This is a genomic window from Pseudomonas sivasensis (assembly GCF_021391435.1).
GTDB lineage: Bacteria > Pseudomonadota > Gammaproteobacteria > Pseudomonadales > Pseudomonadaceae > Aquipseudomonas > Aquipseudomonas sivasensis.
In genome coordinates this window covers 4,553,952-4,577,996 of record NZ_CP090029.1, presented here as the reverse complement: position 1 = coordinate 4,577,996, position 24,045 = coordinate 4,553,952, and the positions used below count along the sequence as shown (strand labels likewise).

At 60.4% G+C, this 24,045-nt stretch carries 23 protein-coding genes; 16 read left to right on the top strand and 7 right to left on the bottom strand.

Translation table 11 applies throughout. The features are described 5' to 3' along the window. The first annotated feature begins 12 nt into the window (after nucleotides 1–12). The 13 genes from cobO (at nucleotide 13) to LRO94_RS20565 (ending at nucleotide 11,357) form a co-directional block, all read left to right on the top strand. Nucleotides 13–624: a cob(I)yrinic acid a,c-diamide adenosyltransferase gene (cobO, locus tag LRO94_RS20625; protein WP_027603802.1), complete on the top strand. Its 612-nt coding sequence runs from the start codon at nucleotides 13–15 to the stop codon at nucleotides 622–624. Beyond that, nucleotides 621–1,928: a cobyrinate a,c-diamide synthase gene (locus LRO94_RS20620; RefSeq protein ID WP_032887791.1), complete on the top strand. Its 1,308-nt coding sequence runs from the start codon at nucleotides 621–623 to the stop codon at nucleotides 1,926–1,928. The genes cobO and LRO94_RS20620 overlap by 4 nt, the downstream gene beginning before the upstream one ends. After that, nucleotides 1,925–2,575, top strand: coding sequence for a 5,6-dimethylbenzimidazole synthase (bluB, locus tag LRO94_RS20615; protein ID WP_099603000.1), 651 nt, complete (start codon nucleotides 1,925–1,927; stop codon nucleotides 2,573–2,575). The genes LRO94_RS20620 and bluB overlap by 4 nt, the downstream gene beginning before the upstream one ends. Next, the gene (gene cbiB / locus LRO94_RS20610; RefSeq protein WP_032887795.1) at nucleotides 2,572–3,480 is read left to right on the top strand and encodes an adenosylcobinamide-phosphate synthase CbiB; all 909 of its coding nucleotides are present in this window, start codon (nucleotides 2,572–2,574) and stop codon (nucleotides 3,478–3,480) included. Before bluB ends, cbiB begins: the two co-directional genes overlap by 4 nt. Beyond that, nucleotides 3,473–4,462, top strand: a complete 990-nt coding sequence (gene cobD / locus LRO94_RS20605; protein ID WP_032887797.1) for a threonine-phosphate decarboxylase CobD — start codon at nucleotides 3,473–3,475, stop codon at nucleotides 4,460–4,462. The genes cbiB and cobD overlap by 8 nt, the downstream gene beginning before the upstream one ends. Further along, nucleotides 4,459–5,910 (top strand): cobyric acid synthase, encoded by a 1,452-nt coding sequence (locus tag LRO94_RS20600; RefSeq protein WP_179178620.1) that lies wholly within the window; start codon nucleotides 4,459–4,461, stop codon nucleotides 5,908–5,910. Before cobD ends, LRO94_RS20600 begins: the two co-directional genes overlap by 4 nt. Before the next feature lie 157 nt (nucleotides 5,911–6,067). Further along, the gene (gene cobU / locus LRO94_RS20595) at nucleotides 6,068–6,589 is read left to right on the top strand and encodes a bifunctional adenosylcobinamide kinase/adenosylcobinamide-phosphate guanylyltransferase (protein WP_179178621.1); all 522 of its coding nucleotides are present in this window, start codon (nucleotides 6,068–6,070) and stop codon (nucleotides 6,587–6,589) included. Further along, the gene (cobT, locus tag LRO94_RS20590; RefSeq protein ID WP_179178622.1) at nucleotides 6,586–7,641 is read left to right on the top strand and encodes a nicotinate-nucleotide--dimethylbenzimidazole phosphoribosyltransferase; all 1,056 of its coding nucleotides are present in this window, start codon (nucleotides 6,586–6,588) and stop codon (nucleotides 7,639–7,641) included. The genes cobU and cobT overlap by 4 nt, the downstream gene beginning before the upstream one ends. After that, nucleotides 7,638–8,213, top strand: coding sequence for an alpha-ribazole phosphatase family protein (gene cobC, locus LRO94_RS20585; protein WP_179178623.1), 576 nt, complete (start codon nucleotides 7,638–7,640; stop codon nucleotides 8,211–8,213). The genes cobT and cobC overlap by 4 nt, the downstream gene beginning before the upstream one ends. Nucleotides 8,214–8,215: 2 nt before the next feature. Then, nucleotides 8,216–8,944, top strand: coding sequence for an adenosylcobinamide-GDP ribazoletransferase (locus LRO94_RS20580; RefSeq protein WP_179178624.1), 729 nt, complete (start codon nucleotides 8,216–8,218; stop codon nucleotides 8,942–8,944). Between the two features lie 42 nt (nucleotides 8,945–8,986). Next, entirely contained in the window at nucleotides 8,987–9,391 is a 405-nt protein-coding gene (locus LRO94_RS20575; RefSeq protein WP_032887810.1) for a MarR family winged helix-turn-helix transcriptional regulator, read from the top strand. Between the two features lie 63 nt (nucleotides 9,392–9,454). Then, nucleotides 9,455–10,654: an MFS transporter gene (locus LRO94_RS20570; RefSeq protein ID WP_163035004.1), complete on the top strand. Its 1,200-nt coding sequence runs from the start codon at nucleotides 9,455–9,457 to the stop codon at nucleotides 10,652–10,654. 151 nt (nucleotides 10,655–10,805) lie between these two features. Next, nucleotides 10,806–11,357 (top strand): glutathione peroxidase, encoded by a 552-nt coding sequence (locus LRO94_RS20565; protein ID WP_032887814.1) that lies wholly within the window; start codon nucleotides 10,806–10,808, stop codon nucleotides 11,355–11,357. 65 nt (nucleotides 11,358–11,422) lie between these two features. Here LRO94_RS20565 and LRO94_RS20560 read toward each other — a convergent pair whose 3' ends face one another. From LRO94_RS20560 to LRO94_RS20545, 4 genes are all read right to left on the bottom strand, one after another. Next, complete coding sequence (locus LRO94_RS20560) at nucleotides 11,423–12,700, bottom strand: OmpP1/FadL family transporter (protein WP_032887816.1); 1,278 nt, start codon at nucleotides 12,698–12,700, stop codon at nucleotides 11,423–11,425. Nucleotides 12,701–12,846: 146 nt separating this feature from the next. After that, nucleotides 12,847–13,329, bottom strand: a complete 483-nt coding sequence (locus tag LRO94_RS20555; protein WP_122754440.1) for a hypothetical protein — start codon at nucleotides 13,327–13,329, stop codon at nucleotides 12,847–12,849. Nucleotides 13,330–13,610: 281 nt separating this feature from the next. Then, nucleotides 13,611–13,835 carry a hypothetical protein gene (locus LRO94_RS20550; RefSeq protein WP_003175353.1) on the bottom strand — a complete coding sequence of 75 codons (225 nt, stop codon included), beginning with the start codon at nucleotides 13,833–13,835 and terminating at the stop codon, nucleotides 13,611–13,613. 444 nt (nucleotides 13,836–14,279) lie between these two features. After that, nucleotides 14,280–14,585, bottom strand: a complete 306-nt coding sequence (locus tag LRO94_RS20545) for a hypothetical protein (protein WP_032887819.1) — start codon at nucleotides 14,583–14,585, stop codon at nucleotides 14,280–14,282. A gap of 456 nt (nucleotides 14,586–15,041) precedes the next feature. On the opposite strand from LRO94_RS20545, the gene LRO94_RS20540 reads away from it, so the two are divergent. Both LRO94_RS20540 and rmuC read left to right on the top strand, forming a co-directional pair. After that, a complete protein-coding gene (locus tag LRO94_RS20540; RefSeq protein ID WP_032887821.1) occupies nucleotides 15,042–15,365 on the top strand; it encodes an SEL1-like repeat protein in 324 nt (107 codons plus the stop codon). Between the two features lie 61 nt (nucleotides 15,366–15,426). Then, nucleotides 15,427–16,905 (top strand): DNA recombination protein RmuC, encoded by a 1,479-nt coding sequence (gene rmuC / locus LRO94_RS20535; protein ID WP_095185419.1) that lies wholly within the window; start codon nucleotides 15,427–15,429, stop codon nucleotides 16,903–16,905. A gap of 32 nt (nucleotides 16,906–16,937) precedes the next feature. On the opposite strand, the gene LRO94_RS20530 is transcribed toward rmuC, so the two are convergent. The 3 genes from LRO94_RS20530 to LRO94_RS20520 form a co-directional block, all read right to left on the bottom strand. Further along, nucleotides 16,938–20,408 (bottom strand): hybrid sensor histidine kinase/response regulator, encoded by a 3,471-nt coding sequence (locus tag LRO94_RS20530; protein ID WP_032887824.1) that lies wholly within the window; start codon nucleotides 20,406–20,408, stop codon nucleotides 16,938–16,940. Between the two features lie 120 nt (nucleotides 20,409–20,528). Beyond that, complete coding sequence (locus tag LRO94_RS20525; protein WP_032887826.1) at nucleotides 20,529–20,912, bottom strand: YbaN family protein; 384 nt, start codon at nucleotides 20,910–20,912, stop codon at nucleotides 20,529–20,531. 20 nt (nucleotides 20,913–20,932) lie between these two features. Further along, complete coding sequence (locus LRO94_RS20520) at nucleotides 20,933–21,520, bottom strand: UPF0149 family protein (protein ID WP_032887828.1); 588 nt, start codon at nucleotides 21,518–21,520, stop codon at nucleotides 20,933–20,935. Between the two features lie 279 nt (nucleotides 21,521–21,799). Between LRO94_RS20520 and recQ the strand changes: the two genes are divergently transcribed. After that, nucleotides 21,800–23,926 carry a DNA helicase RecQ gene (gene recQ / locus LRO94_RS20515; protein WP_032887830.1) on the top strand — a complete coding sequence of 709 codons (2,127 nt, stop codon included), beginning with the start codon at nucleotides 21,800–21,802 and terminating at the stop codon, nucleotides 23,924–23,926. Nucleotides 23,927–24,045: the final 119 nt, after the last annotated feature.

Sequence of the window (24,045 nt, the reverse complement as noted above, 5' to 3'; positions counted from 1 at the left end):
CGGAGAGCTGCCATGACCGATACCCCCGACCGCGACGAACGCCACCTGGCGCGCATGCTGCGCAAAAAAGCCGTGATCGACGAGCGCATCGCCAACTCCCCTAACGAATGCGGCTTGCTGCTGGTACTCACCGGCAACGGCAAAGGCAAGAGCAGCTCGGCGTTTGGGATGCTCGCTCGCGCCATGGGCCATGGGATGCAATGCGGTGTGGTGCAGTTCATCAAGGGGCGTAACAGCACTGGCGAAGAGTTGTTCTTCCGCCGCTTCCCCGAGCAAGTGCGTTTCCACGTCATGGGCGAAGGCTTTACCTGGGAAACCCAGGACCGCCAGCGCGATATCGCCGCCGCCGAGGCAGCCTGGGCGGTATCCCGCGAACTGCTGCAAGACCCAACCATCGGCCTGGTGGTGCTGGACGAGCTGAACATAGCCCTCAAGCACGGTTACCTCGACCTGGACCAAGTGCTCAGCGACCTGCAAGCCCGCCCGCCGATGCAACACGTGGTGGTCACTGGCCGTGGCGCTAAGCCGGAGCTGATCGAGATGGGCGACACCGTCACCGAAATGGGCATGCTCAAACACGCATTCCAGGCCGGTATCAAGGCACAGAAGGGCGTCGAACTTTGAATCAGCCCCGTCATTGCCCGGCCGTATTGATCGCCGCACCGGCGTCCGGCCAAGGCAAAACTACCGTCACCGCCGCCCTGGCTCGTTTGCACCGCAATCTGGGACGTAGGGTGCGCGTGTTCAAATGCGGTCCGGACTTTCTGGACCCGATGATCCACGAACGCGCCAGCGGTGCGCCGGTGTATCAATTGGATATGTGGATGGTGGGCGAGCAGGAAAGTCGCCGCCTGCTGTGGGAAGCGGCGGGGGAGGCCGACCTGATCCTGATCGAAGGCGTGATGGGTCTGTTCGACGGCACGCCCTCCAGTGCCGACCTGGCGCGGCACTTCGGCGTGCCAGTGCTGGGCGTGATTGATGGCACCGCCATGGCCCAAACCTTTGGTGCTCTGGCGCTGGGCCTTGCGCGCTACCAGCCGGATCTACCGTTCGCGGGCGTGTTGGCCAACCGCGTCGGCACGTTGCGTCATGCGCAATTGCTCGAAGGTAGCCTCACTGAAGGCCTGCGCTGGTACGGCGCGCTGTCCCGCGAGACGGGAATCGAGCTGCCGAGCCGTCATCTGGGCCTGGTTCAAGCCAGCGAACTGAATGACCTCGATGCACGCCTGGACGCCGCCGCCCAAGCCTTGGGCAGCAGTTGCGAAGTCGCTTTACCGCCGCCCGTGACCTTCGCCGCGCCTGAAGTGATCGAAGCTGAGCCGTTGTTGGCCGGTGTCCGCATTGCCGTGGCCCGCGACGAAGCCTTCGCCTTCACCTACGGCGCCAGTCTTGACCTGTTGCGGGCGATGGGCGCTGAGCTGACATTTTTCTCCCCGATCCACGATCGCGAATTACCTGACGCCGACAGTCTGTATCTGCCTGGCGGCTACCCGGAACTGCACCACCAGGCGTTGTCGGAAAATACTCCGATGCTCGACGCCATCCGTGCTCACCATGCGGCGGGTAAGCCGTTGCTCGCTGAGTGTGGCGGCATGCTCTACCTGCTGAACTCCCTCACCGACGTCGACGGCAACCGCGCCGAACTGCTCGGCCTGTTGCAGGGTGATGCAGTGATGCAAAAGAAACTGGCGGCCCTGGCGCTGCAAAGCGTCGAATTGCCGGAAGGCGTGCTGCGCGGCCATACCTATCACCACTCCCTGACCAGCACCGAATGGCAACCGATTGCCCGTGGTCTGAGCCCCAATGGTGGGCGCGGGGCCGAAGCGGTCTACCGACAGGGGCGGATGACGGCCTCTTACGTGCACTTCTACTTTCCGTCGAATCCGGCTGCTGTGGCCGCATTGTTTTTACCCACGATAGCGCCATGACTGACAACGCCTTCCCCCAGGCCGACCGCGATGCCGTTTACCGCGCCATTGCCGAACGCCGCGACATGCGCCACTTCAGCGGTGGCACTGTCGCCCCTGAATTGCTCCACCGCCTGCTTCAGGCCGCGCATCAGGCGCCGAGTGTCGGCCTCATGCAGCCCTGGCGTTTTATCCGCATCAGCGACCGCCACCTGCGCGGGCAGATCCAGCAACTGGTGGAAGAAGAGCGCGTGCGCACAGCCGAGGCCCTTGGCGAACGTACCGATGAGTTCATGAGGCTTAAGGTCGAAGGCATCAATGACTGTGCCGAAGTACTGGTGGCGGCATTGATGGATGATCGCGAGCGCCATATTTTCGGCCGGCGCACCTTGCCGGAGATGGACATGGCCTCGCTGTCCTGCGCGATCCAGAATCTGTGGCTGGCCGCTCGCGTGGAAGGCCTTGGCATGGGCTGGGTCTCGTTGTTTGAGCCCCAGGCCCTGGCCGATTTGCTGGGCCTGCCGCCCGGCGCAAAACCTCTGGCTGTGTTGTGCCTGGGGCCGGTCGTCGAGTTCTATCCGGCACCGATGTTGCAGCTCGAAGGCTGGACCGAACCGCGTCCGCTGAGTGACATGTTGTATGAGAATACGTGGGGAGTAAGTCAATGAGTGTGGCCTTGCTGTGTGTCGCTGCAGTGGCGTTGGATGCGCTACTGGGCGAGCCCAGGCGCTGGCATCCGCTGGTGGCGTTCGGCAATTTTGCCGGGCGCATCGAGCAACGTTTCAACAGTGGCGGCCGTGGCTGGCGCAGTCACGGCGTGACGGCGTGGTTTATCGCCGTGGTGCCGCTGACGCTGCTGGCCACCGCGTTGTCGTGGGCGCCTTATATCGGCTGGGTGTTGGAGATTCTGGCGTTGTACTGCGCCCTCGGTATGCGCAGCCTCGGCGAGCATGTGATGCCGGTGGCCCAGGCGTTGCGCAGCGATGACCTGGATGAAGCCCGCACGCGGGTGAGTTACCTGGTGAGCCGCCAGACCAGCGAGCTGGATCGCACCGAAGTCGCCCGCGCTGCCACCGAATCGGTATTGGAAAACGGCAGCGATGCGATATTCGCCGCGCTGTTCTGGTTCGTGGTCGCTGGCGTACCGGGCGTGGTGCTCTACCGATTGAGCAACACCCTTGATGCCATGTGGGGCTATCGCAACGAACGCTTCGAGCGCTTCGGCTGGGCCGCAGCGAAAATCGACGACGTGCTCAACTACATTCCGGCACGCCTGGTGGCCTTGACCTACGCCGTGCTCGGCAAAACCCGCCTGGCCCTCAAATGCTGGCGCACCCAGGGCCCGACCTGGGACAGCCCCAACGCCGGGCCGGTGATGGCTGCCGGCGCAGGCGCCTTGGGTGTTGAATTGGGTGGTGCTGCGATTTATCACGGCGAAGTGCACCAGCGTCCGCCATTGGGCGAAGGCCCGGCGGCGGATGCCGACTCCATCGACCGAGGCTGGCAACTGGTGCAGCGCGGCGTATGGTTGTGGCTGCTGATCCTATGTGTGGGGGCGCAATTCTATGCTTGAACACGGTGGCCGACTGCGTAAAGCATCCATTCAATACGGGATTGCCGAGGCCGACTGGCTTGACCTGTCCAGCGGTCTCGCGCCTTGGCCCTGGCCGATCCCGCCGATCCCGCTGCGTGCCTGGGCACGATTGCCAGAGACCGACGACGGCTTGGAACAGGCTGCCAGCGAGTACTACGGGGCCGCGCATTTATTGCCGGTGCCCGGTTCCCAGGCGGCGATCCAGTTGCTGCCGCGCCTGCGCCGATCCGGCAAAGTCGGCGTGCTGTCGCCTTGCTATGCCGAGCATGCCGAAGCCTGGCGCCGCGCCGGGTATGTGGTGCGCGAGGTGCAGGAACAGGAAGTCGACTTCTTCCTCGATAGCCTCGACGTTTTGGTGGTGGTCAATCCCAACAATCCTACAGGCCAGAGCCTGACTCCCCAGCGCCTGCTGGACTGGCACACACGGCTGGCCCAGCGCGGCGGCTGGCTGGTGGTGGACGAAGCGTTTATGGACGTGACGCCGGAGTTGAGTTTGGCAGGCCAGGCTCATCAGGTCGGTCTGATTGTGTTGCGCTCGTTCGGCAAGTTCTTCGGCCTGGCCGGCGTGCGTCTGGGATTTGTGCTGGCCGAACGCAAGTTGCTCAAGTTGCTCGCTGAACAGGTCGGGCCTTGGGCCGTTAGCGGACCGACGCGCGTGTTGGGGCAAGTGTGCCTGCGCGACACTGCCGGGCATACCCGTCAGCGGGCGCGTTGCGTCGAGGCTGGCGAGCGATTGTTCACGCTGCTTGAGCGCCACGGATTTCAGCCTCAGGGCGGCTGCGCGTTGTTCCAATGGCTGATCACCCCGCACGCCGAACGCATGCACGAATTCATGGCCCAGCGCGGCATCCTCCTGCGCCTGTTCGTCCACGACAGCAGCCTGCGCTTCGGCCTGCCCGACACCGAGGCCGATTGGTTGCGACTCGACGCCGCACTGGCCGCCTATAAGGATGCTTCATGAGTACGCTGATGGTGCAAGGCACCACGTCCGACGCCGGCAAAAGTACGCTGGTGACCGCGCTGTGCCGCTGGCTGGTACGCCAAGGCGTCGCAGTGGTGCCGTTCAAGCCGCAGAACATGGCGCTCAACAGTGCCGTGACGGCCGAAGGCGGCGAGATCGGCCGCGCCCAGGCGGTGCAGGCCCAGGCAGCTAATCTGGCGCCTCACACCGACATGAACCCGGTGCTGCTCAAACCCAACAGCGACACCGGTTCCCAAGTGATCATCCACGGCCGCGCCGTGACCACCATGAACGCCGTGGCCTATCACGACTACAAAGCCATCGCCATGCAGGCAGTGCTGGCCTCCCACGCACGGTTGAGCGAAGCCTATCCGGTGGTAATGGTGGAAGGCGCAGGCTCCCCGGCGGAGATCAACCTGCGCGCCAATGACATTGCCAACATGGGCTTCGCCGAAGCCGTCGACTGCCCAGTGCTGCTGATCGCCGACATCAATCGCGGCGGTGTGTTTGCCCATCTGGTCGGCACCTTGGAATTGCTTTCGCCCACCGAACAAGAGCGGGTCAAGGGCTTCGTCATCAACCGTTTTCGCGGCGATATCGCGCTGTTGCAACCCGGTTTGGATTGGCTGCAAGCACGCACTGGCAAACCGGTGGTGGGGGTTTTGCCCTACGTGATGGATTTGCACTTGGAGGCTGAAGACGGCATCGACCAGCGTCAGATCGACAAGGCGGCGCAGGTGCTCAAGGTGGTGGTGCCGGTATTGCCGCGCATCAGCAATCACACGGATTTTGACCCACTGCGCCTGCATCCTCAGGTGGATTTGCAGTTTGTCGGTCCGGGCCAGTCGATTCCTGCCGCCGACCTGATCATCCTGCCGGGCTCGAAAAGCGTGCGCAGTGATTTGGCGTATCTGCGTGCCAATGGCTGGGATACCGCCGTAGCACGGCATTTGCGGTATGGCGGCAAGGTGCTGGGGATTTGCGGCGGGTTGCAGATGCTGGGCGAGCAGGTGCATGACCCATTGGGGCTGGAAGGAGCGGCGGGTTCCAGTGAGGGGTTGGGGTTGTTGGCGTTCAGCACGACTTTGGAAGAAGAGAAGCAACTGCGCAATGTGCGGGGGCGGTTGTTGCTGGAGGATGCTGAGGTCAGCGGGTACGAGATTCATGCGGGTGTGACGTGTGGCGCTGCCCTGTCGAACGCCGCCGTGCTGCTGGAGGACGGTCGCCGTGACGGCGCGCAAAGTGCTGACGGGCAGATTCTCGGCACGTATCTGCATGGCTTGTTCGAGACCCCGGCGGCCTGCAGTGCGTTGCTGCGTTGGGCAGGGTTGCAGGATGTGCAGGAGGTGGACTACCACGCCCTGCGCGAGCGCGATATCGAACGCCTGGCCGATCTGGTGGAGAACCATTTGGACACCGATTTGTTGCGCAAACTGTGTGGGATTTAATGGTGTACACACGGTTCAAAGGTGGGAGGGGGCTTTCGGTGTACATATCCATTCCTGCGTTCGGCCAGCGTGGTTTACGGGGCGACTTCAGATCAAAAGCAGGATCAAAAACGACTCGCTTCGCATCGTGGATGGGTGAATGGGTAGGGGGTGTCTCATGCTTCAACTGATTTTAGGCGGCGCTCGTTCCGGTAAAAGCCGCCTGGCCGAAAAGCTCGCCAGCGACAGCGCTTTGCCCGTCATCTATATCGCCACCAGTCAGCCGCTTGACGGCGAGATGAATGCCCGCGTTGCCTCGCATCGCGAGCGTCGCCCTGATCATTGGGGTTTGATCGAAGAGCCTGTCGAGCTGGCGCGTGTGCTACGCGAAAACGCCGCACCCGGTCGCTGCTTGCTGGTGGATTGCCTGACCCTGTGGCTGACCAATCTGCTGATGCTCGAAGACGCAGAGCGCTTGGCGTTTGAGCGCGATCAATTGCTGGAAACCCTGGCCACGCTGCCGGGGGAAATCATTTTTGTCAGCAACGAGACCGGAATGGGTGTCGTGCCGCTGGGCGAATTGACTCGCCGCTATGTGGATGAAGCCGGTTGGCTGCATCAAGCTTTGGCCGAGCGGTGTCAGCGTGTTGTCCTGACGGTTGCCGGCCTGCCCCTGACTTTGAAAGGTATTGCGTTATGACTGACACCTGGTGGCTCAACCCTTGTAAGGCGATTGACGCCTCGGCGTACGAACAGGCCTTGGCGCGCCAGCAGCAATTGACCAAGCCGGCCGGTTCCCTCGGTCAGTTGGAAGCGCTGGCCGTGCAATTGGCTGGCTTGCAGGGCCAGGTCAAACCGTCGGTTGATCACGTGTGGATTGCGATTTTTGCCGGGGATCACGGCGTGGTTGCCGAAGGTGTGTCGGCGTATCCCCAGGAAGTGACCGGGCAGATGCTGCATAACTTTGTCACCGGTGGTGCGGCCATCAGCGTACTGGCGCGGCAATTGGATGGGCAGTTGGAGGTGGTCGACCTCGGTACGGTGAACCCGTCGCTGAGCCTGCCGGGCGTGCGTCACCTGAATATCGGTGCGGGCACCGCCAACTTCGTCAAGGGCCCGGCAATGACCGTGGCTCAGGGGCAATTGGCATTGCAAGCGGGTCGCGACAGCGTGCTGCGTGCCCGTGAAAGCGGTGCGCAGTTGTTTATCGGCGGCGAAATGGGCATCGGCAACACCACCGCCGCCAGTGCGTTAGCGTGCGCGTTGCTCGATTGCCGCGTCAGCGATCTGACCGGCCCGGGTACAGGGTTGAACGCTGAAGGGGTGAGCCACAAGGTTGCCGTGATCGAACGCGCGTTGGCGTTGCATGCCGGGCAGCGTGGTGACGCACTGCACACCCTGTTCAACCTGGGCGGCTTTGAGATTGCTGCATTGGTGGGAGCTTATCTGGCGTGCGCCCAAGAAGGCGTGGTGGTGCTGGTGGATGGGTTTATCTGCACGGTCGCCGCACTGGTGGCCACGCGTCTGAATTCGGACTGCCGCGATTGGCTGTTGTTCGGCCATCGGGGCGCTGAACCGGGTCATCGTCATGTGCTGCAAAGCCTTGATGCACAACCGTTGCTCGAACTCGGCTTGCGCCTGGGCGAAGGCAGCGGCGCCGCGTTGGCGGTACCGTTGTTGCGCCTGGCGTGTGCGCTGCACGGGCAGATGGCGACCTTTGCTGAAGCGGCCGTGGCAGACCGTCCGGCATGATTTTGCACCTGGACCTGCTGCGCCACGGCGAAACCGAGCTGGGCGGCGGCCTGCGTGGCAGCCTGGATGACGCCTTGACCGCCAAAGGCTGGGAGCAGATGCGCGCCGCCGTCATAGCGCAGGGGCCTTGGGACCGGCTCATCAGTTCGCCGCTGCAACGCTGCGCGCGCTTCGCTGATGAGTTGGCGGCGCGGCTGAAGGTGCCGGTGAGCTTGGAAAAGGACCTGCAAGAGCTGCACTTCGGCGCTTGGGAAGGACAGAGCGCGGCGGCGTTGATGGAAACCGACGCCGAAGGCTTGGGCCTGTTCTGGGCAGATCCCTATAGCTTCACGCCACCTGAGGGTGAGCCGGTCAGGGAATTTTCCGAACGTGTTTTGAGCGCCGTCTCACGCTTGCATCAGGCCTATGCCGGTGAGCGCGTGCTGTTGATCAGCCATGGCGGGGTGATGCGTTTGCTATTGGCCCAGGCCCGAGGCTTGCCCCGCGAGCAGTTGCTGAATGTCGAAGTTGGCCATGGTGGGCTGTTCAGCTTGCAGGTCGCTGCCGATGGCGTGTTGAAGGAAGGAATCTGACGATGCTGCCGTTCTGGATTGCCCTGCAATTTCTCAGCAGCCTGCCGATTCGCTTGCCGGGCATGCCGCAGCCGCAGGAGTTGGGGCGCTCGTTGCTGTTTTATCCGGTAGTCGGGCTGCTGTTCGGGTTGCTGTTGTGGGGTTTGAATACGGCGCTGATGGGGGCGCCATTGTTGCTGCATGCCGCGCTGCTGCTGACGGCCTGGGTGCTGCTCAGTGGCGGGTTGCACTTGGATGGCCTGGCGGATAGCGCGGACGCCTGGCTCGGTGGTTTTGGCGACCGTGAGCGCACCCTGACCATCATGAAAGACCCCCGCAGTGGACCGATTGCGGTAGTCACCCTGGGCTTGGTGTTGCTGCTCAAGTTCACTGCACTGGTGGCCTTGATTGAGCAACACAACGGCGCTGCGCTCATTTTGGCACCGCTGATCGGGCGGGCCTCGATGCTGGCGTTGTTTCTGACCACTCGTTATGTGCGTGCTGGCGGATTGGGTCAGGCATTGTCGGATCATTTACCTCGGCTCGTCGGCCAACAGGTGCTGATCCTCAGTGCTCTGGCCTGCATTCTTATCGGGGGATTCAGTGGTGGGATCGCGGTGCTGCTCGCGGCGATCTGCTTCATTGGTCTGCGCCAGTTGATGGTCAATCGCCTCGGCGGCACCACCGGCGACACCGCTGGGGCCTTGTTGGAGCTGCTGGAAGTCGCTGTATTGGTCGGTCTGGCGCTGTAACACTTTCTTGCATTTCAATAATCGCGGGTATATACACGTTCCATGCTTGCCTCCCAATGTTTATGCACCAACCTGCGACGCGCCGCCCGTGGCGTCAGCAGGCACTACGACGGCGCCCTCGACGGCTTCGGGATCAACGTTGCCCAGTATTCTTTGCTGTGTAACCTGCAGCGCCTTGATCAGCCGAGCATTTCCAGCCTGGCGGACGCCATGGGGCTGGACCGCAGCACCTTGGGGCGCAATCTCCGGGTGTTGGAGTGCGAAGGATTGGTCCAGTTGGTCGAGGGCAATGACCTGCGAAATCGCCTGGTGCTGCTGACCGAGGCCGGTGCAGAACGGCTGGCTGCGGCCTTGCCAGCCTGGGAAGCAGCGCAACAGAAATTGATCGATCAACTCGGCGCGGATAAACGCGAAACCTTGTTGGCCTTGCTGGATGAGCTCGCCTGAAGGCGAGCTTGTTCGAACATAAGCGGGTATATACCCGCGAGCGGAGAATAAGAAATGACCTCGATGTGGCGCACCAGTGGTTGGATCCTAGTGGGGAGTGCGCTGATCCTGGCGTTGTCATTGGGGGTGCGGCACGGTTTCGGCCTGTTCCTTGCGCCAATGAGCAGTGAATTCGGCTGGGGTCGAGGCACGTTCGCCTTGGCGATTGCGCTGCAGAATCTGATCTGGGGCCTGGCGCAGCCATTTGCGGGGGCGGTGGCCGACCGATTCGGCGCGACCAAAGTGGTATTTGTAGGTGGAGTGCTGTACGCCGTGGGCCTCGTGTTGATGGGCCTGTCCGATTCCGCGTGGTCGCTTTCGCTGAGTGCCGGTCTGCTGATTGGTATCGGCCTCTCTGGAACCTCGTTTTCGGTGATTCTTGGGGTCGTCGGCCGTGCCGTGGCGCCGGAAAAACGCAGCATGGCCATGGGTATTGCCAGCGCCGCAGGTTCATTCGGCCAGTTCGCTATGGTGCCCGGCACCTTAGGCTTGATCAGTTGGCTGGGCTGGTCCGCAGCACTGCTTGCGTTGGGCCTGATGGTAGCGTTGATCTTGCCGCTGGTCAGCATGCTCAAGGATCGGCCGCTGCCGGTACTGGCCGGGCAGCAGACCTTGCGCGAGGCATTGCACGAAGCCTGCGGACACTCCGGATTCTGGCTGCTGGCCTTTGGCTTTTTCGTCTGTGGTTTCCAGGTGGTGTTTATCGGTGTGCACCTGCCGGCCTACCTGGTGGATCAGCACTTGCCGGCCACCACAGGCACCACCGTGCTGGCATTGATTGGCCTGTTCAATATCGTCGGTACCTACACCGCCGGTTGGCTGGGTGGGCGTATGTCCAAGCCGCGTCTGCTGACCGGGTTGTACCTGTTGCGAGCGGTGGTGATTGTGCTGTTCCTGTGGGCGCCGGTGACCCAACTCAGCGCCTACCTGTTCGGCATGGCGATGGGCTTGCTGTGGTTGTCCACGGTGCCGCTGACCAACGGCACCGTAGCCACCTTGTTTGGCGTGCGAAATCTTTCGATGCTCGGTGGGATTGTGTTCTTGTTCCATCAGATTGGTTCGTTCCTCGGCGGTTGGTTGGGCGGGGTGGTCTATGATCGAACCGGCAACTACGATTTGATCTGGCAAGGTGCCATTGTGTTGAGCCTGCTCGCAGCCGCCCTCAATTGGCCGGTACGCGAGCGGCCGGTGGCGCGTCTACAGGCGCAAATGGAGGCGGCATGAGCCTGAAAGCACAGGGTTTATTGATTATTGCGGGGCTCATCCTGCTGGTGCTGGCATGGTGGGGCTGGCAGCGCGGCGGGCTGGCATTGATGCAACTGGGTATGTCGATCTGTTAAGTTCGATCCCTGAACTCTTGAAAGGACGTTTCGACATGCAGATGCGCTGGCTGGCTGTACCTGTGCTGATGGCGGCTTTTGGCGGTGTGGCGTTGGCTGCTGATTGCCCACCTTTGCTTGAAGGCCAATTGCCCAAACTGCGCGCCAAGGAATCCATCGACCTGTGCCAGCGCTTTGCCGGCAAGCCTTTGGTTATCGTCAACACCGCAAGCTTTTGCGGATTCGCCCCGCAGTTCAAAGGCCTCGAAGCCTTGTATCAACGCTACAAGGATCAAGGGCTGGAAGTGATCGGCGTGCCGTCCGATGACTTCAAGCAGGAAGCCAAGACCGGCGAGGAGACCGCCAAGGTCTGCTACGTGAACTACGGCGTGACCTTCACCATGACCGAGCCGCAGAAGGTCAAGGGCCCTGATGCAGTGAATCTGTTCAAGGTGTTGGCACAGCAGAGCAACGCGCCGAAGTGGAATTTCTACAAGTACGTGGTGGATCGCCAGGGTAAGGTGATTGCCGATTTTTCCAGCCTGACCAAGCCGGACAGCCCGGAGCTGATCAAGGCGGTGGAGCAGGCGATAGCGTCTAAACCCTGATCCGCGCCCAATGAAAAGCCCCGCCTCCTTTGCAGGAGAGCGGGGCTTTTTTACACCTGCCTGAATCAGAAGGTGTAGGTCATGCCCAGGCCGAAACCGTTGGCACTGTTTTCGTACTTGGCGCGATAGCTCGACGGCGCCGCAGTGTTATTGACCTTGACGTCTTCTTCCTTGAGGTAGGAATAAGCCAGGTCTACCGTCATGTTATCCATCACTTTGTAGCCCAAGCCAACACTGAAGATCGTACGGTCGCCAGTAGGAATGCGCGGCGAACGGTCGGTGTTGTTGGTTGGCGACTGGTCGAAGGTCAGGCCAGTACGCAGCACGACCTGTTTGGTCAACTGGTACGAAGTACCCACGGCGTACGCCCAGGTGTCATGCCAGTTTTGTTCTTCAGTAATGTTGCTGATTCGGCTCGGGGCCAGGATGCCGCCGTTTGTACCGGTCACGCCTTCGTTGTTAACAGTGATTTCTTTCAGGCGGCTCCAGCGGGTCCAGGTTGCACCGCCATACAGTTTCCAGGCATCGGTCAGGTCTTGAGTGACCGACAGATCGTAGGATTCTGGCGTTTCAATTTTCAACGATGCGTCGTAGCGGTTGTTACGCAGGAACCCTTGGGTGGCTGCCGGGCCGCTGACGGTCGTGTGACCCTCAAGCTTGTACTTCACTTTGGAGTGGTAGGTCAGGCCGACTCGGGTGGTATCGGTGGCTTGTACCAGTACGCCGACATTGAAGCCCAGCGCGGTATCGTCGCCCTTGATTTTGACATTGGTATCGGAGAATGCAGGGGACAAGGTCTTGTCCGATTCCAGCACGCCGGAAATCCGGTTGATCGTTGGACCAAAGCCGATCGACACACGATCGTTGAACGCGTAGCTGACAGTTGGCTGGAAGGTCATGACCTTCACTTCACTCTTGCTGCCGAAACCACGGCCCTGGAAGCCGTTTTCATAGTCGGTCACCAGGCCGAACGGTGCATACACACCGAAGCCGATGGCCCACTGATCGTCAAGTTTGTTGGTGTAGAAACCGAATGGCACGGCGGTGAACGGTACCATGTCACCTTTGTTCGAGCCGCTGGAGGCGCCGCCCGTGTCCTTGATGTTGGACGAAGCATCAATGGCAGCAACACCGCCCGTGATCTGCTGGCCATTCAGGCGAGCCATACCGGCAGGGTTACCGTAAACAGTGCTTGCATCATCGGCAGAAGAGGAGCGACCTGCGAAACCCGTACCCATCCCGCTCACGCTTTGTTCGTTCAGTGCAAAGCCGCTTGCGAACAGTTGGGAGGATGCCATGGCAACGGCGAGGCTAAGTGTGGTCTTGAGCATTACTTTTTTCATTATTAGAACTCCGTGGTGATCACCGCTGCGGAAAGTACCAATAAAATTAACATCGCGCTATAGGCTGTAATGTCGGAGATAGAGCGTTTTTGTAGGACAATCCGACCAAAATTCAGCGTTTTTGGCGAATCTTGCAAATTGCCCGGTCAGCAGGCCACGTGATTCATGGGTGAAACACAGGTTTGCCAGGTTTGGGTGAAATCTCGCAGCCTTCCTTGCGGATGAAATATTTCTTTCCAGATACGTGCCATCGCTAAAACGTCACCGGATTGAGGCAGGGCAGGGCTGTGTTGTTCCACCAGAAGCCATGCGATGGCGGTGGCGTAACGCAGGTTTACGGTGAGCTCCAATTGTGGGGCGCTGAGAAAGGCGTGTTGGCTGGCCAGCCCGCGCACCAGGCTGGCACGCTCGGGGTCGAGTGCCAGGTAGGTGTCCCACAAGGCGCGATGACGGGGTTCGGTGATGCTGTACAGGCCGTGACCGCGTCGATCGTGCAAGGCGGAACCCAATTCCGACTGGCTGGCCGCGATACCCAGGAGCAGAGACTCTGCCGTTGGGCTCTGTCGGTCGAGGTACATCAGCGTCGGCCGGATTACATAACGACACAATTCACTGGCAGCGATACCCATACAAGCCTCAATCCGTGAAAGTGGTCGACGAGACCTGAGAAGGAGGGGGCTTGGCAGCAGTGGATCGGATCTCAGGCTCGCCGGAAGCGGATCACGCCGCTTGAGTTGAAGTGTAGTGTCATATTCGCGATGTAAAGGCCTGTTTTTAAAACATCTTATTCAACCAGTTATAATGTTTATATCGATTTGAACTTAGTAAAACTTCGCAATTCAGGAATCGCAGGCAATAAAAAACCCTGTGTTTTAAACAGGGTTTTTTGTGTTTCAGCGACTCGGGTCGATCAGGCAACCAGTGCCTGACGGGTACGCTCGATCACGGCCTGCAGCGGTTCTGCGCTGGAGTATTGATCGGGGTACAGGCGTTCGCTGTGACGAGCGATGCCGTGTTCGTTGACCAGTGTGAAGCTGAAGCAGCCTTTGCGAGCGGCCATGATCAGGCAGTTCATTGGGGCAAAAGCATTAGTGAGGGTGCGAATGGCATCCTGAGTATGGATTTGAGCGTTCATATTATTGGTGTTCCTACAAATGACACGGATTAAGAGCCGTGCAACGTTAAAACGTTCCAGTAACGTTGATCACCATTGATCAAACGAAGAACCTGACTGGAACAAAGCAGCCAGTTTGAAGCGCTAATAAGTTAGGCGCGCTTGGGCTGGCAGGTAGGTACTTAGGAGGGCAGGCAGCACAACAGGGGCAAAGGTTCTGGGCCCAGGGTGAAGATCCTGATCAATTTGCAGGTTGGTTCGGTCAGAGTATGGAAACTTCGCGACACCCTTTGCTTGTTCAAAGGCAATGTCGTCGCAAGTGATACCTGGAAACCTTCGAGGTGGTCGATCCCGTGTTGTTCAGGGGAGTTGTTCGACCAGAATTGACTTTCAGCTTGGTACTAACGCCGCGGATAGTAACGGAATGAAACAGGTAATGGAAGTGTGTTACCAAAAAAACTTCAATCAGCCAGCCAGCAGGCTGCGGTAGACCAGTACGGTGATAGCTGCGGCCATCGAACAGCCCAGCCCATAGGCGGCTAAGGTCAGGCGCAGTGATTGGCCGGTCTCAACGACCTTCATCACATCGCGCATATCGTTGATGCGGCCTTCGCCGAGCTCGATGCACAGGCTTATGGCCGTGAAAGCGGCCGACAGCAAGATAGCGATGGCGAACAGCGCGCCATCTGGCGATGGCAGCGCGGCATTAATCCACAATGAGATGGCGCAGATGGCCAGTAACAGCACAGCGAATAACAGAATTCCTTTCATCGACCTAGTCCGCATTGCGTTGCCCGTCGGGCAGTGTGGAGAGCCGGTAAAGATTTGAAAAGTCCCCAATTGGCTTCGCGGTAACGTTTTTGAAGGCAGTCGCTCCAAAAAAAGCCGGGGATATAACCATCGGATCGGTACTTGTGCACATTGGTTGCGGCAGGTGTAACCAGGCTGTCCATCGCATCGCAGCCTCGCCATTTGCCTGTAATGGAAATTTAAGTCAATGAAAAATCTGGCTTTTTTTTATTGGTGAAAAAATCGTCAGTTTGACTGCGAGCCCCGCTCCATGGGCCTTTGCGCGAGTTTAAGGTAGGTTGTCCACTGAGTTATCCACAGCTTCTGTGGATTGTCCCAAGCGCTTGCTCTAGCACGGGCGTGCACGGTTTTTTGAGCTTTACCTGTACGAAAAAAAGAGTAGAGTGGCGCGCCTTCCGTTCTGTCCCACAGTGCTTTATGAAGTTTCGCTCAGTATCACCTTCTGTTACCGACACCCTACAGACTGTTACCGCACCCAAGCGCTTCTCATTGAAAGTGGCCCTGTGGTTGCTCGACAGCCCGCGCCTGGGACACAGCAGCAACGTCAAACACTTCGCCGGACGCTTGCTCAAGCAGCCGGCTCGTGAAGGCGTCGTCGCCGCACAAAGCCGCTTGGGCCAATTGATGTGCCGTGAATGCGGCAATGCCCGCGACCGCCGTATCGGTCACGACCTGCTGCGCATGGCCGCCCGTGCCGGTGACCTGCGCGCCCAACGCGAACTGGGCCAGGTCGAAGACTGAGCTGTCTTCCCGCCCTATGCTTGGTTAACCTTGCTCCTTTTCGGTGATGGCAGAAATGGCTATGGCTTTTGACTGGACCAGTATTGCCCTGGGCCTTGCAGGCGCTGCAGTGCCGTTGTTGGCCGTGTGCTGGCAGCTCCAGCGGCGGTTGACCGCGCGCACCACTGGCTGGGAATTGCTTGAAGAGCGCCTGGCCACTGCGCAACTGGCCCAGGAAGGCCTCGCCGCGCAACTGGATGCCAGCCGCGATGAAATCAGCGACCTGAGCCAGGCCAACGCCGCCAAGCAGGCCGACCTCGCCGCTGTGCGCCGCGAAGTCGAACTGCTGCAGATCGACCGTGACAACGCCCGCGACGCCGCCCACGCCTGGAACCTCGACCGCAGCGCAAAAGACACCGAATTACGGCGCCTCGACGCCCTGGCGGCCGGCTTGCGCGCCGAACTGCGTGAGCAACAGGACAGCCATCAACAGCGTCTGACTGACCTGCAAGGCTCGCGAGATGAGCTGCGCGCGCAGTTCGCCGAATTGGCCGGCAAGATCTTCGACGAGCGTGAACAGCGCTTTGCTGAAACCAGCCAGGAACGCCTCGGACAGTTGCTCGATCCGTTGAAGGAACGCATACAGTCCTTCGAAAAGCGTGTGGAAGAGAGCTATCAGAACGAGGCGCGTGAGCGTTTTTCCCTGGCCAAGGAGCTTGAGCGCTTACAGCAACTGAACCTGCGTCTGTCAGACGAAGCCACCAACCTGACCCGCGCCCTCAAGGGCCAGAAAACCCAGGGCAACTGGGGCGAACTGATCCTTGAGCGCGTGCTGGAACATGCGGGACTGGAGAAGGGGCGCGAGTACCAGACCCAGGTCAGCCTCAAAGGGCCGGACGGCGAACGCTTTCAGCCGGATGTGCTGATCATGTTGCCTGGCGACAAGCAGGTGGTGGTGGATTCCAAGGTCAGCCTGACGGCGTATCAACAGTACGTTGCGGCTGATGATGAAGTGATTGGCCAAGCGGCGCTGAAACAGCACGTGCTGTCGCTGCGCAATCACGTCAAAGGCTTGGCCGGCAAGGACTATAAGCGCCTGGAAGGCCTGCACAGCCTGGATTTCGTCTTGCTGTTCGTGCCGATCGAAGCGGCGTTTTCCGCTGCGTTGCAGGCCGAGCCGAATCTGTTTCAAGAGGCCTTCGACCGCCATATCGTGATCGTCAGCCCTACGACCTTGCTTGCGACACTGCGGGTGATCGACAGCCTTTGGAAGCAGGAACGCCAAAGCCAGAACGCCCGGGAAATCGCCGAGCGCGCTGGTTGGCTGTATGACAAGTTTGTGCTGTTTATCCAAGACTTGGACGAAGTGGGCAACCGTCTTCAGCAGTTGGATAAGGCCTACAGCGCCGCGCGAAACAAGCTGACAGATGGACGCGGAAATCTGGTCAGCCGCACCGAGCAATTAAGGCTGCTGGGTGCTCGCGCGAGCAAAAGCCTGCCGGCGGATTTGCTGGAGCGGGCGATGACCGATTCAGATGGCGTCGCACACCTTCCCGAATAAACGCAGCGCTAAGGGTGGGGGGCGCATCCGATTTATAGAGGTAAGTGTCGACTCAGCAACGCCCGCAACGCCGCCGGCTTCACCGGCTTGGCCAGATAGTCCAAGCCAGCCGCATGCACCTCGGCAACCATCTCCGGACGGCCGTCGGCACTGATGACCACACCGGGAATAGGCTCCGCCAACTGCGCGCGCAGCCAACCCATCAATTCAGTGCCGGTTTCTCCATGATCCAAGTGGTAATCCACCAGCGCCAGTTGCGGCCGCACCCCTTCGGCTAACAACGCCGCGCACTGCGCCTGGTCGGTGGCGGTCCACACTTCGCACCCCCAGCGCGTCAGCAGGCTGCGCATGCCGATCAGGATGCTTTCTTCGTTATCCACGCACAGCACTTGCGCGCCGCTCAATGGCTGGCCGTTATCCGCTGTCGGCTTGGGCTGCGGGCTGGCCTGGTTGCGCGCCAGTGGCACGCGCACGCTGAACACGCTGCCTTTGCCCGGCCACGAGCGCACGCTCAGACGATGGCCCAGCACCCGGCACAGGCCGTCGGCAATCGCGAGGCCCAAGCCCAGGCCTTTCTCGGCGCGGGTCTGATGGCTGTCCAGGCGCTTGAACTCTTCGAAGATCACCTTCTGTTTATCCTGCGGAATACCGGGGCCTCTGTCCCACACCTCCAGACACAACTCGCCCTTGCGCCGGCGTACGCCAAGCAGCACCGGGCCGTCGGCATAACGGAAAGCGTTGGTCAGGAAATTCTGCAGGATTCGTCGCAGCAGCTTGATGTCGCTGTCGACCCGCAGGCGACTACCGCGCAGGCGGAAGCGCAAACCTTGCTCCTGGGCCAGTGCCTTGAATTCCGCGCCTAGAGTGTCGAACAGCTCGTTGAGCACAAAGGGCTGGCGTTGCGGATTGATTTTGCCGTTTTCCAGGCGCGAGATATCCAGCAGGTCGCTGATCAGGTCTTCGGCGGAGCGCAGCGAACTGTCCAAGTGCTGCACCAGTTGCCGGGCTTCGCTGGACAGGCCGTCGTTCTGGTGGGAGAGGGCGGCTGAGAACAGGCGGGCGGCGTTCAATGGTTGCATCAGGTCATGACTGACGGCTGCGAGAAAGCGTGTCTTCGACTGGCTGGCGGATTCGGCCACGCCTTTGGCGTCGGTGAGCGCCACATTGAGCTGCGACAGTTCATGGGTACGTTCGGTCACCCGCTGCTCAAGGCCTTCGTTCGCTTCGGTGAGCGCCTGCTCGGCTTCGCGGAACGCGGTGATGTCAGTGAAGCTCATGACAAATCCACCACCGGGCATCGGGTTGCCAATCAGCTCAATCACCCGTCCATTCGGGAACAAACGCTCGGAGGTGTGCGCGCGGCCCTGGCGCATCCAGTGCAGGCGTCGCGCCACATGCACTTCGGCTTCGCCCGGGCCACAAAGGCCGCGCTCGGCGTTGTAGCGGATGATGTCGGCGATTGGCCGGCCGACGCTGATCAGCCCGTCGGGGTAGTTGAACAGTTCCAGGTAGCGTCGATTCCAGGCCACGAGCTTGAGCGACTGGTCGACGACGCTGATGCCTTGGGTAATGTTTTCGATGGCACCTTGCAGCAGCGCGCGGTTGAACTGCAGCACCTCCGACGCTTCATCGGCGATGCGTACTACGTCCTCCAGCTGCATTTCCCGCCCTTCAATCGCAGCTTTTACCACCGCACGCGTCGAAGAGGCGCCGAGCACACCGGCCAACAGGCGTTCGGTGTGGGCGATCCAGTCGTTATCGGCATTCTGATTGGGGTTGAAGCCTTTGCCCTGGCGGTAGGCAAAGCGAATAAAGCTCTGCTGGGCACGTTCTTCACCAACAAAACGTGCCGCCAGGCTGAGGAGGTCGCTGATCTGTACCGACAGCATTGAGCGGGCGTTGGCGCGCTGGCTGATTTCCTGGCCGATAAAACGCCCGGCTTGCCAGTGCTCCGACACCCGCGTGCGCGACAGCATCGACACCCACACAAACAGCGTGAAGTTACCCGCCAGGGAGAACACCGTGCCCAGGGTCAGCGACGTGACGGATAAACCCAACGGGTGGGAATGCATCCACGTCAGCCCAGGGAAAAGGCTGAGGGACCAGCCCAGGCTTTTCGCCGTTACGGGTAGGACCAATGTGTAGAACCACAGGAATGTGCCCGCCGCCAAGCCGGCAAACACACCGCGGCGGTTCGCCTGCTTCCAATACAGCGCGCCAAGCATGGCCGGGGCGAGCTGGGTCACGGCGGCAAAAGCGATCTGTCCGATAGTTGCCAGGCTTGCCGTAGAACCCAGTAAGCGGTAACTCACGTAAGCCAACAGCAAAATGATCACAATGCTGACCCGGCGCACCGAGAGCATCCAGTGGCGGAACACCTCGAACGGGCGCTCTGCGCTGGAACGGCGCAACAGCCACGGCAGCAACATGTCGTTGGAGACCATGGTCGACAGGGCGATGCTCGCCACAATCACCATGCCGGTGGCCGCTGAGGCGCCGCCGATAAATGCCAGCACCGCCAACGCCGGATGGGCTTCGGCCATGGGCAGGCTGATTACGTAGGAGTCCGGCAACACCGAGCCGGGCAGCAGCATTTTGCCGCCTAGGGCGATGGGGATGACGAACAGAGCGGCGAGGATCAGGTAGGCGGGGAATACCCACTTGGCTACGCGCAGGTCCTGCGGGTCGATGTTCTCTACTACCGTCACATGAAACTGTCGGGGCAAGCAGATGATCGCCATCATCGCTACGCCAGTCTGCACCACCATTGACGGCCAGTTGACGGTCTCCTTCCAGTATTCCTCCAAGCGTGGCGCGAGCATTGCCTGGCTGAACAGGTCGCCGAAACCGTCGTAAAGGCCGTAGGTCACAAACGCGCCCACTGCGAGAAAAGCGAACAGCTTGACCAGGGATTCAAACGCAATCGCCAGCACCATGCCACGGTGGTGTTCCGTGGCGTCGAGGTTGCGCGTACCAAACACAATGGTGAACAGCGCCAGCACCAAGGACACGATCAGTGCCGTGTCCTGGGCCCGCGTGCCGGTGGTATCGGCGCCCGCGCCGATCAGCAGGTTCACCCCCAGCACGATGCCTTTGAGTTGCAGGGCGATATAGGGCAGCACGCCCACCAGGCAGATCAGCGCGACCACCACTGCCAGGGACTGGGATTTGCCATAGCGTGCGGCAATGAAGTCTGCGATGGAGGTGATGTTTTCCTGCTTGCTGATCAGAATCATCTTCTGCAGCACCCAGGGTGCCAACACAAGCAACAGCACCGGTCCCAGGTAGATCGGTAAAAACGCCCACAACTGTTCGGCGGCTTGGCCTACGGCGCCGAAGAACGTCCAACTGGTGCAATACACCGCCAGAGACAGGCTGTACACCCAGGCGCGCACGCGCGGCGGCAATGGCGCGCGACGGCGGTCACCGTAGAAGGCAATGGCAAACATAATGGCCATATAGGCCAGGGCAACGGCTGCAATCAGCCCGCTGGACAGCGTCATGGTAACTCCGAGCATAGAAACACCCGGGTATTCCTGCCCCGGTTGGACAGTCTCGCATGATGGCTGAGGTTAGTCAGTGTCGACCAAGGTCGTGTGGGATCTAATGTCGCAGGGCGGCACTTAGCGCGGTGGCAGGGTTTTCTGGCGCAGGATGTAGATCGTGACCAGTACCGCACTGGTCAGCATGAACCCGCGTGCCCACGGCAGCGGCACCAAGTAGCACGAGAGGCCGATGCTCAGCCACATCAAGCCAATGGCGTAGACCTTACCCTTGAGTGGGATGCCATTGCCGTCCAGATAGTCGCGAATCCAGGGGCCCAGGCGCGGATGTTCCACCAGCCACTGGTAGAAACGCGGGGAGCTTCGAGCGAAGCAGGCGGCGGCGAGCAGGAGGAAAGGCGTGGTCGGCAATACCGGTAGGAAAATGCCGATTACCCCCAGCGCTACGCTTAACCAGCCGATGGCCAGCAGCACGTAACGCAGGAGGAGCGAGCGATTGCCCATGGGTGTCACGGGCAAGGGACTCAGTGGTGACGAGGCTTGAGGATCGCCGGTTTTTCGTCAGGAGCGTTGCACAGCAGGTACAGGGCGGTCAGGGCTTCCGGGATCTGTACGATCATGTCGTCCATCAGGTTGGCGTCGGCGGCGATGTCGGAAAACTCAGCTTCTTCTTCAAACAGCCCTGAACCGACCATGATCGGCAGCAGCATTTCGCTGACTTCTTCCTCGGCAGTTTCGAACCAGGCAGCTTCACGCAGGAACACGCCTTCCATGAAACCGATGCACCAGCCGCGCAGGTCGGAGTCGTCCGGATCTTCGCCCAGGTCCAGCTCGCATGGCAGTTCGAATTCCTCATCGGAGGCCAGTTGGCGAGCGATGTGGGCCTTGAGGGCCAGCAGGGTGGATTCGATTTCTTCGCGCTGGGCGTCGTCTGCGTAATGAGGCTCTTCAGCGAATAGCGCGTCAATCCATTCACGGTCGGGAACGACGTCGGAGCAGATCGAAAGGGCGGTCAGGTAGCCGTGGGCGGCCACATAGTCCAGCGCCTCGTCATGCAGCTCATCGGCGTCGAGGAAGGCTTGCAGGCGGGTTAGTTGCTCAGCGAAGGACATTGAAGGACTACCTTGGGAATAAACGATGCTGAATTCTAGGCGTTCTTGCGCGCCCAAGCCAGTCGGCATGCAGATTTGCCCGGTTTTAGAGACGGGCTGCAATTCGTCAGCGGCGCCCTTTGCCGGATGGTGCTCGGGTATACTGCCGCGTTTTGTGATGCCCCAGCAGGCCAAGCGCCAGGTCGAGAAAACTCCACTTACGGATTATTTTCCGTGAGGTCGGATTTTTTCGACCAGCCTGTATAGAGGGATTTCGGCACTATTTTGTTGGAGTTATACATGCTCGATCAGGCTCAACGCGTCCTCAAGGACATCTTCGGCTACGACAGCTTTCGTGGCCGCCAGGGTGCGATCATTGAGCGCGTGGCCAAAGGCGGTGACGCCCTGGTACTGATGCCTACCGGCGGCGGCAAGTCGTTGTGTTTCCAGGTGCCTGCATTGTTGCGCAACGGGCTGGCCGTGGTGGTGTCGCCGTTGATTGCATTGATGGACGACCAAGTGGCGACCCTGGAAGAACTTGGTGTCGCCGCCGCCGCCTTGAATTCCACCCTCAGTGCCGAGCAGCAGCGTGACCTGGCCGCACGCATCAAGCGCGGTGAAGTGAAAATGCTCTACCTGGCCCCCGAACGCCTGGTGCAGCCGCGCATGCTGGCGTTTTTGCAGAGTCTGGAAATTGCCCTGTTCGCCATCGACGAAGCTCACTGTGTATCCCAATGGGGGCACGATTTCCGCCGCGAATATTTGCAGCTGGGTCAACTGGCGGAGCTGTTCCCGGACGTTCCGCGCATCGCCCTGACCGCCACCGCCGACAAGCGCACCCGCGAAGAAATCGTTGAGCGCCTGCACCTGCAGAACGCCGAGCGTTTCCTGTCGAGTTTCGACCGACCGAATATTTTCTACCGCATCGTGCCCAAGGAGCAGCCGCGCAAGCAGTTGCTCGCGTTCCTCTCTGAACGGCGCAGCGACGCGGGCATTGTCTATTGCCTGTCGCGCAAGAAGGTCGATGAGGTGGCCGCGTTCCTCTGCGAGCAAGGCTACCCGGCGCTGCCGTACCACGCCGGTCTACCTAATGAAACGCGCTCCGCTCACCAGAAGCGCTTCCTCAACGAGGAAGGCCTGATCATGGTGGCGACCATCGCGTTCGGCATGGGCATCGATAAATCCAACGTGCGTTTTGTCGCCCATATGGACCTGCCAAAATCCCTTGAGGCTTACTACCAGGAGACCGGGCGTGCTGGCCGTGATGGTTTGCCGGCGGATGCGTGGATGGTCTACGGCCTGCAGGACGTGGTGATGCTCAAGCAGATGTTGCAGAACTCCGAAGGCGATGAACGGCACAAGCGCTTGGAGCAGCACAAACTCGACGCCATGCTCTCGTTGTGTGAAGAGACTCGCTGCCGCCGTCAGACCTTGCTGGCGTATTTCGACGAAGACATGCCGGAGCCTTGCGGCCATTGTGATAACTGCATCGATGGCGTGCAGACCTGGGACGCTACCGAGCCCGCACGCCAGGCGTTGTCGACCATCTACCGCACCGGTCAGCGTTACGGTGTGGGCCATCTGGTGGATGTGTTGCTGGGTAAGGACAACGAAAAAGTCCGCAGCTTCGGTCACGAAAAACTCTCGGTCTACGGCGTCGGTAAAGCCCGCGCTGAGGGCGAGTGGCGTTCGCTGTTCCGCCAGATGGTCGCGCGCGGCCTGGTGGATATCGACATTGAAGGCTACGGCGGCCTGCGTCTGAATGACAGTTGCCGCCCGCTGCTCAAGGGCGAGGTCAGCCTGGAACTGCGTCGCGACCTCAAACCGCAAACCACTGCCAAGACCAGCACCAGCCAGGCCAGCCAGCTCGTGCGAGGCGAGGAGCGCGAGCAGTGGGAAGCCTTGCGCACCCTGCGGCGCAAATTGGCACAGGAACACAGTGTGCCGCCTTACGTTATTTTTCCCGACTCCACCTTGCTGGAGATGCTGCGCGAGCAGCCCACCACCATGGCCGAGATGGCGCGGGTCAGCGGCGTCGGTGCACGCAAACTGGAGCGCTATGGCCAGGCGTTCCTCGAAGTGCTCGGCGGCCAGGCCGAAGCACCGAAGGAAATCGCCGACATTCGGCACGAGCTGATCAGCCTGGCGCGCGCTGGCATGACGCCGATCCAGATCGCGGGCCAACTGCAATGCTCGGAGAAAAACGTCTACACCCTGCTTGCTGAATCCATTGGCAAGCAGCAGTTGTCCCTGGAGCAGGCCCTTGATTTGCCGGAAGATTTGCTCGGTGAAATCCAGGATGCATTTCTCGACGGAGAAGGCGAACTGCCACCGGTAGCCGAGATTGCGCCACTGTTCACAGGACGTGTTCCAGAGGGTGTTTTGTACTGCGTGCGGGCCGCTTTGCAGTCTGAATTCGAAATTTAGTGTGCCAATTACGACAATGTAACGATTCAGTTCATAGCAACTCTTGCCTAGTGGCATGGCTCATGCTTAGCTGGCTAATAATTAGCCACACTTTATTTTCAGTCTAACCCATGAGTTTT

What these genes read in the sequence shown, in the direction of transcription:
- cobO (WP_027603802.1), top strand. Translation starts at nt 13, where the DNA reads ATGACCGATACCCCCGACCGCGACGAACGCCACCTGGCGCGCATGCTG.
- bluB (WP_099603000.1), top strand. Translation starts at nt 1,925, where the DNA reads ATGACTGACAACGCCTTCCCCCAGGCCGACCGCGATGCCGTTTACCGC.
- cbiB (WP_032887795.1), top strand. Translation starts at nt 2,572, where the DNA reads ATGAGTGTGGCCTTGCTGTGTGTCGCTGCAGTGGCGTTGGATGCGCTA.
- cobD (WP_032887797.1), top strand. Translation starts at nt 3,473, where the DNA reads ATGCTTGAACACGGTGGCCGACTGCGTAAAGCATCCATTCAATACGGG.
- LRO94_RS20600 (WP_179178620.1), top strand. Translation starts at nt 4,459, where the DNA reads ATGAGTACGCTGATGGTGCAAGGCACCACGTCCGACGCCGGCAAAAGT.
- cobU (WP_179178621.1), top strand. Translation starts at nt 6,068, where the DNA reads ATGCTTCAACTGATTTTAGGCGGCGCTCGTTCCGGTAAAAGCCGCCTG.
- cobT (WP_179178622.1), top strand. Translation starts at nt 6,586, where the DNA reads ATGACTGACACCTGGTGGCTCAACCCTTGTAAGGCGATTGACGCCTCG.
- cobC (WP_179178623.1), top strand. Translation starts at nt 7,638, where the DNA reads ATGATTTTGCACCTGGACCTGCTGCGCCACGGCGAAACCGAGCTGGGC.
- LRO94_RS20580 (WP_179178624.1), top strand. Translation starts at nt 8,216, where the DNA reads ATGCTGCCGTTCTGGATTGCCCTGCAATTTCTCAGCAGCCTGCCGATT.
- LRO94_RS20575 (WP_032887810.1), top strand. Translation starts at nt 8,987, where the DNA reads ATGCTTGCCTCCCAATGTTTATGCACCAACCTGCGACGCGCCGCCCGT.
- LRO94_RS20570 (WP_163035004.1), top strand. Translation starts at nt 9,455, where the DNA reads ATGTGGCGCACCAGTGGTTGGATCCTAGTGGGGAGTGCGCTGATCCTG.
- LRO94_RS20565 (WP_032887814.1), top strand. Translation starts at nt 10,806, where the DNA reads ATGCAGATGCGCTGGCTGGCTGTACCTGTGCTGATGGCGGCTTTTGGC.
- LRO94_RS20560 (WP_032887816.1), bottom strand. Translation starts at nt 12,700, where the DNA reads ATGAAAAAAGTAATGCTCAAGACCACACTTAGCCTCGCCGTTGCCATG.
- LRO94_RS20555 (WP_122754440.1), bottom strand. Translation starts at nt 13,329, where the DNA reads ATGGGTATCGCTGCCAGTGAATTGTGTCGTTATGTAATCCGGCCGACG.
- LRO94_RS20550 (WP_003175353.1), bottom strand. Translation starts at nt 13,835, where the DNA reads ATGAACGCTCAAATCCATACTCAGGATGCCATTCGCACCCTCACTAAT.
- LRO94_RS20545 (WP_032887819.1), bottom strand. Translation starts at nt 14,585, where the DNA reads ATGAAAGGAATTCTGTTATTCGCTGTGCTGTTACTGGCCATCTGCGCC.
- LRO94_RS20540 (WP_032887821.1), top strand. Translation starts at nt 15,042, where the DNA reads ATGAAGTTTCGCTCAGTATCACCTTCTGTTACCGACACCCTACAGACT.
- rmuC (WP_095185419.1), top strand. Translation starts at nt 15,427, where the DNA reads ATGGCTTTTGACTGGACCAGTATTGCCCTGGGCCTTGCAGGCGCTGCA.
- LRO94_RS20530 (WP_032887824.1), bottom strand. Translation starts at nt 20,408, where the DNA reads ATGACGCTGTCCAGCGGGCTGATTGCAGCCGTTGCCCTGGCCTATATG.
- LRO94_RS20525 (WP_032887826.1), bottom strand. Translation starts at nt 20,912, where the DNA reads ATGGGCAATCGCTCGCTCCTCCTGCGTTACGTGCTGCTGGCCATCGGC.
- LRO94_RS20520 (WP_032887828.1), bottom strand. Translation starts at nt 21,520, where the DNA reads ATGTCCTTCGCTGAGCAACTAACCCGCCTGCAAGCCTTCCTCGACGCC.
- recQ (WP_032887830.1), top strand. Translation starts at nt 21,800, where the DNA reads ATGCTCGATCAGGCTCAACGCGTCCTCAAGGACATCTTCGGCTACGAC.